Origin of the sequence: Kitasatospora sp. NPDC007106, assembly GCF_040634455.1 — a bacterium.
Classification (GTDB): Bacteria; Actinomycetota; Actinomycetes; order Streptomycetales; family Streptomycetaceae; genus Kitasatospora; species Kitasatospora arboriphila.
This window is the reverse complement of the sequence record NZ_JBEYFP010000482.1, coordinates 1-4,546: the sequence shown is the minus strand read 5'-3', so window position 1 is coordinate 4,546 and position 4,546 is coordinate 1. Positions and strand designations below refer to the sequence as shown.

Here is a 4,546-nt window from a genome sequence, read left to right as displayed (position 1 = left end):
CGCGCCGGGCACCTGCCGCCGGTGCTGCTGCGGCGCGGCCGCGCCGAGACCGTCCCGCCGCTCGGCGGCATCCTGCTCGGTGCGCTCGCCGACGCGGACTACGAGGAGGGCACCCTCCAACTGGAGGCCGGCGACACCCTGATGATGTACACCGACGGTCTGATCGAGCGGAAGGACCGCACCCTGCAGGAGTCGCTCGACGGCCTGGTCGCGCTCACCGAGCGGGCCTTCGGCGCGGCCCGGGACGCCCGGGACCCGGCGCCGCTGGAGCGCCACCTCGACCACCTGCTCACCCACAGCAGCGCCGACACCGACGACGACACCTGTCTGATCGGCATCCAGGTCTGCTGACGCCGTCCCGGCCCGCACACGTGACCGGCCGTACGCACGGCACCGGGCCGGGCGCCGATTCCTCGGCGACCGGCCCGGGTCGCGGGCGGCACGGGACTACCAGCGGTACCAGCGGGCCCGCGAACCGCCTGTCGTGGTGCCGCGGGCGACGAAGCCGACCAGCCACACGGCCAGGACGATCACGGCGATCCACCACAGTGCCTTGAGCGCGAACCCCAGACCGAACAGCAGCAGCGCGAGCAGCAGGACCAGGACGACGGCGAGCATGCGCGTTCTCCTCTCACGGTGACGGACTGTGCACCGCTCCGGCTGCCCCGGCCCGGCCCGATCATGCGTGCCGCGGACCCGCCGCGTCAGCCGGCCGGGTCGCCGCCGCTCGGGACGTGGGCGAGCGCGGCCGCGGTGAAGGCGCGGAGCGCGGCGCTGCGGTAGGCGCTCTCGCGGTGGAGCAGCACGACCGTACGGGTGGGCAGCGGTGGATCGGTGGGCACCTCGGAGAGGTCCGGGTACTGCCGGACGGCGCGGTCCGGCAGCACGCTGGCCAGGGCGCCCGCGGCGACCAGGTCGGCGATCACCGCGATCGAGGCCGCCTCCACCGCGGCCGCCAGCGCGAGGCCGTTCTCGGCGGCGTAGGCGTCCAGGTGCCGCCGGGTGGCGAAACCGCCGCTGAGCAGGGCGAGCGGATGTCCGGCCAGCTCGGCCGCGGGCAGCGGCTCCCGCCGCCCGGCGAGCGGATGGGCCGGGCCCACGGCCAGCACCAGGCCCTCCGGGAAGAGCGGCTGCGCGGCGATCCCCGGACGGTGGGTGCCGCCGAAGGCGATGCCCAGGTCGAGCGCGTCCTCGGCGAGCTCGGCCTCGATCCGGTCCTGCGGGACCTCCCGGACGTCCAGGACGATCCCCGGGTGCGCGGCGTGGAAGGCCGCGACCAGCGGCCCGGTCAGGTAGGCGCTGAAGGTCGGTGTGGTGGCCAGCCGCAGCGTGCCGCGCGACAGGTCCTGCACGTCCTGCACCGCGCGCTCGGCGGTCGCGAGTTCGCGCAACGCCAGCCGGGCGTGCCGCAGGTACGCCTCGCCGGCGTCGGTCGGCCGCACCCGCCGGCCGGTGCGGTCGAGCAGCTCCACGCCGAGCGACCGTTCGAGCTGCCGGACCTGGTGCGAGAGCGTCGGCTGGGAGAGGTGCAGGGCCTCGGCGGCCCGGGTGAAGCTCCCGTGCTCCGCCACGGCGAGCAGGTAGCGCAGGTGGCGCAGTTCCATGGCCCGATCATAGATGTGGTCGATGGGAGTCATGGAATCTCCGTCTTGGACGCTATACCCGCTGGTCGGGCAGAGTCGACGCCATGCAGCAGATCACCGACGGGCTGCGGCGCTTCCGCCGCGAGGCCTTTCCCCCGCGGGCCGCGCTCTTCGCCGACCTGGCCGTCCGGCACCGGCCCGGCACGCTCTTCGTCGGATGCTCGGACAGCCGGGTGGTGCCCGAGCTGATCACCCAGAGCGAGCCCGGGGAGCTCTTCGTCGTCCGGACGGCCGGCAACCTGGTGCCCCCGCACCCGGCCGGCCCGGACGGGATCGCCGCCAGCATCGAGTACGCGGTCGGCGTCCTGGGCGTGAGCGACGTCGTGGTCTGCGGGCACTCCGGCTGCGGGGCGATGACCGCGCTCGTCACCGGAGAGGGCCTCGACCGCCTGCCGTCGGTCGCCGCCTGGCTGCGGCACGGTGCGGGCGTCGCCGCCGAGGCGGACCCCGGCGCCGCGGACGCCCCGGTCGAGGACCGGGTGGCCGCTGTGGTGCGGGCCAACGTCGTCACCCAGCTCGACCGGCTGCGCACCCACCCGGTCGTCGCCGAGGCGCTGGACCGGCGGGCGCTGACCCTGCACGGCTGGGTCTACGACATCGCCTCCGGCGCGGTCGAGGCGTACGACCGGGGCACCGGCCGCTTCGCCCCGCTGCCCTGCTGACCGCGGTCGGCCCTGTGGCTGAGCGGTCGTCAGAACATCACTCCACCGGGTGAATTCCCGGCTCGGCGGCGGTTCCCGGAAATAGCACGGGGATTCGGCCGGTTCGGGTACCACGGGCGGCCGCAGGGCCGTCGGCGTACCGAGGAGGGTGTTATGAAGATCGGCATCATCGGGGCCGGGAACATCGGCGGCAACCTCACCCGTCGGCTCACGGCCCTCGGCCACGAGGTGCGGGTGGCCAACTCGCGCGGCCCGCAGTCGTTGGCGGCGCTCGCCGAGGAGACGGGGGCGACACCCGTCGCGGCGACGGAGGCCGCGCGCGGCGCGCAGGTGGTCGTGGTGACCGTCCCGCTGAAGCGCGTGCCGGACCTGCCGGCCGGGCTGTTCGACGGCGCCGCCGACGGCTTCGTGGTGATCGACACCGGCAACTACTACCCGCAGCAGCGGGACGGCCGGATCGCCGGGATCGAGGACGGGCTGACGGAGAGCCGCTGGACGAGCCGGCAGCTCGGCCACCCCGTCGTCAAGGCGTTCAACGGCACCTACGCCCAGGACCTGCTGGACGCGCCGCGCCCCCAGGGCGACCCGGAGCGCATCGCCCTGCCGGTGGCCGGCGACGATCCGGCGGCCAAGGAGCTGGTCCGCGCCCTCATCGACGAGCTCGGCTTCGACACCGTGGACGCCGGCACCATCGACGAATCCTGGCGCCAGCAGCCCGACACCCCGGTGTACGGGCTCCGCGGCGGCGTGGCGGAGGTGGAGAAGGCCCTGTCCGAGGCCTCGCCCGAGCGGCCGGCGGCCTTCCGCGGCTGACCGCACGGCGAGGCGACGGCCCGGTACGACGGCCCGGTACGACGGGCCGGACACGACGGGCCCGGTACGACGGCCCGGTACGACGGGCCGGACACGACGGGCCCGGTGCGACGGGCCCGGTACGGCGGCCCGCCCGGAGGGGGCTGCCGCACCGGGCCCGGACGGGCGGTGCGACCGCAGGTCAGCCGGTCGGTCCGTCCACCACGGAGTTGCCGGTCACGGCGCCGCTGGTGCCGTCCACGGTGACCAGGTGCCGGACACCGTCCGTGCCGACCACCACCGCCTGCCAGCTGCGGCCGCCGCCCTGCCGATCGGCCGGACGCAGCGACTCGACCTTGCCGCCGGGCACGGCCGCGGCGGCCTTCGCCACCGCGTCGCCCGCGGCGAGCTCGGGCAGCGGTGCGGGGGCGAGGTGCGGTATCGCCCTGCCGTCCGACGGGCCGGCCTCCGCCGGGTCGCCCACCGCCGGGCGGCCCGCCGTCCGCTGCTCGATCACGATCCGCCGCCCGTCCTCACCACGGACGATCCGCTGCTTGCCACCGACGGGCCCGACGGGCTCGCCGTCCCGGAAGGCGACCCGGGAGCCGTGGTGCTCCTCCGCGTGGTGAACGGCGGCCGCCGCGGCACCACCCAGCACGACCACGGCCGCACCGACCCCGACCCAGCGGGCCGTCCGCCCGCGCACCCACCGCCCGACGGTCGTCCGCCGACCGCCCGGACCGACCGCCCCCGGCACCTTGCCGGTCTCCGCACCCGGCTCCGCCGGACCCACAGGCTCGCTCATCGGCCGCCTCTCCTCCTCGCTCGTCACCGCACGGTGTCGCCGCACCCCGCCGGGCCCTCGCCCGGCCGGTACGGCGGCGGCCAGCATGCGGCACCGTTCCTGAAGCGCCGCTGAAGAACCTGAAGACCCCTTCAGGGAGCCGCCGGGACCACCTGTCACCCTGTAGCGCATGCGGGTACTGGTGGTGGAGGACGAACGGCGGCTGGCCGCGGCGCTGCGGCACGGCCTGACGGCCGAGGGCTTCACGGTGGACGTCGCCCACGACGGCGTCACCGGCCTCGCCCGCGCCGCCGAGCAGCCCTACGACGTGATCGTGCTGGACATCATGCTGCCCGGCCTCAACGGCTACCGGGTCTGCTCGCTGCTGCGCGCCGCCGGCCACGACGCGGGCATCCTCATGCTGACCGCCAAGGACGGCGAGTGGGACGAGGCCGAGGCGCTGGACACCGGCGCCGACGACTTCCTGTCCAAGCCGTTCTCCTACGTCGTCCTGGTCGCCCGGCTGCGGGCCCTCGCCCGGCGCATCGGCAGCCGGGCACCCCGCGCGACCGTCCTCGGCGACCTGGTGGTCGACGCCGCCGGACGCACCTGCACCCGGGCCGGCACCCCCGTCCGGCTCACCGCCCGCGAGTTCGCCGTCCTCG

General features: G+C 75.8%; 7 protein-coding genes. 4 read left to right on the top strand and 3 right to left on the bottom strand.

Features of this window, described 5'->3' with window-relative positions:
- A partial coding sequence (locus ABZ641_RS26590; RefSeq protein ID WP_359985597.1) for a PP2C family protein-serine/threonine phosphatase occupies positions 1-351 on the top strand: 351 nt, incomplete at its 5' end.
- Between the two features lie 96 nt (positions 352-447).
- Here ABZ641_RS26590 and ABZ641_RS26585 read toward each other — a convergent pair.
- Together ABZ641_RS26585 and cynR are read right to left on the bottom strand one after the other, a co-directional pair.
- Positions 448-618, bottom strand: a complete 171-nt coding sequence (locus ABZ641_RS26585) for a hydrophobic protein (RefSeq protein ID WP_344622404.1) — start codon at positions 616-618, stop codon at positions 448-450.
- 86 nt (positions 619-704) lie between these two features.
- Positions 705-1,637, bottom strand: coding sequence for a transcriptional regulator CynR (gene cynR, locus ABZ641_RS26580; protein WP_344622405.1), 933 nt, complete (start codon positions 1,635-1,637; stop codon positions 705-707).
- 50 nt (positions 1,638-1,687) lie between these two features.
- Between cynR and ABZ641_RS26575 the strand changes: the two genes are divergently transcribed.
- Positions 1,688-2,305 (top strand): carbonic anhydrase, encoded by a 618-nt coding sequence (locus ABZ641_RS26575; protein ID WP_344622406.1) that lies wholly within the window; start codon positions 1,688-1,690, stop codon positions 2,303-2,305.
- Between the two features lie 12 nt (positions 2,306-2,317).
- Entirely contained in the window at positions 2,318-3,118 is an 801-nt protein-coding gene (locus ABZ641_RS26570) for an NAD(P)-binding domain-containing protein (protein ID WP_359985599.1), read from the top strand.
- Between the two features lie 181 nt (positions 3,119-3,299).
- Here the strand turns inward: ABZ641_RS26570 and ABZ641_RS26565 are convergent, their stop codons facing one another.
- On the bottom strand, positions 3,300-3,902 hold the full coding sequence (locus tag ABZ641_RS26565; RefSeq protein ID WP_359985593.1) for a hypothetical protein: 603 nt from the start codon (positions 3,900-3,902) through the stop codon (positions 3,300-3,302).
- Positions 3,903-4,071: 169 nt separating this feature from the next.
- Between ABZ641_RS26565 and ABZ641_RS26560 the strand changes: the two genes are divergently transcribed.
- Positions 4,072-4,546, top strand: a 475-nt coding sequence (locus ABZ641_RS26560; RefSeq protein ID WP_359985591.1) for a response regulator transcription factor, incomplete at its 3' end; no start/stop codon positions are given.

Excerpts from the sequence above, each read along its gene's own strand:
- ABZ641_RS26575 (WP_344622406.1), top strand. The coding sequence starts at position 1,688 with ATGCAGCAGATCACCGACGGGCTGCGGCGCTTCCGCCGCGAGGCCTTT.
- ABZ641_RS26565 (WP_359985593.1), bottom strand. The coding sequence starts at position 3,902 with ATGAGCGAGCCTGTGGGTCCGGCGGAGCCGGGTGCGGAGACCGGCAAG.
- cynR (WP_344622405.1), bottom strand. The coding sequence starts at position 1,637 with ATGACTCCCATCGACCACATCTATGATCGGGCCATGGAACTGCGCCAC.
- ABZ641_RS26585 (WP_344622404.1), bottom strand. The coding sequence starts at position 618 with ATGCTCGCCGTCGTCCTGGTCCTGCTGCTCGCGCTGCTGCTGTTCGGT.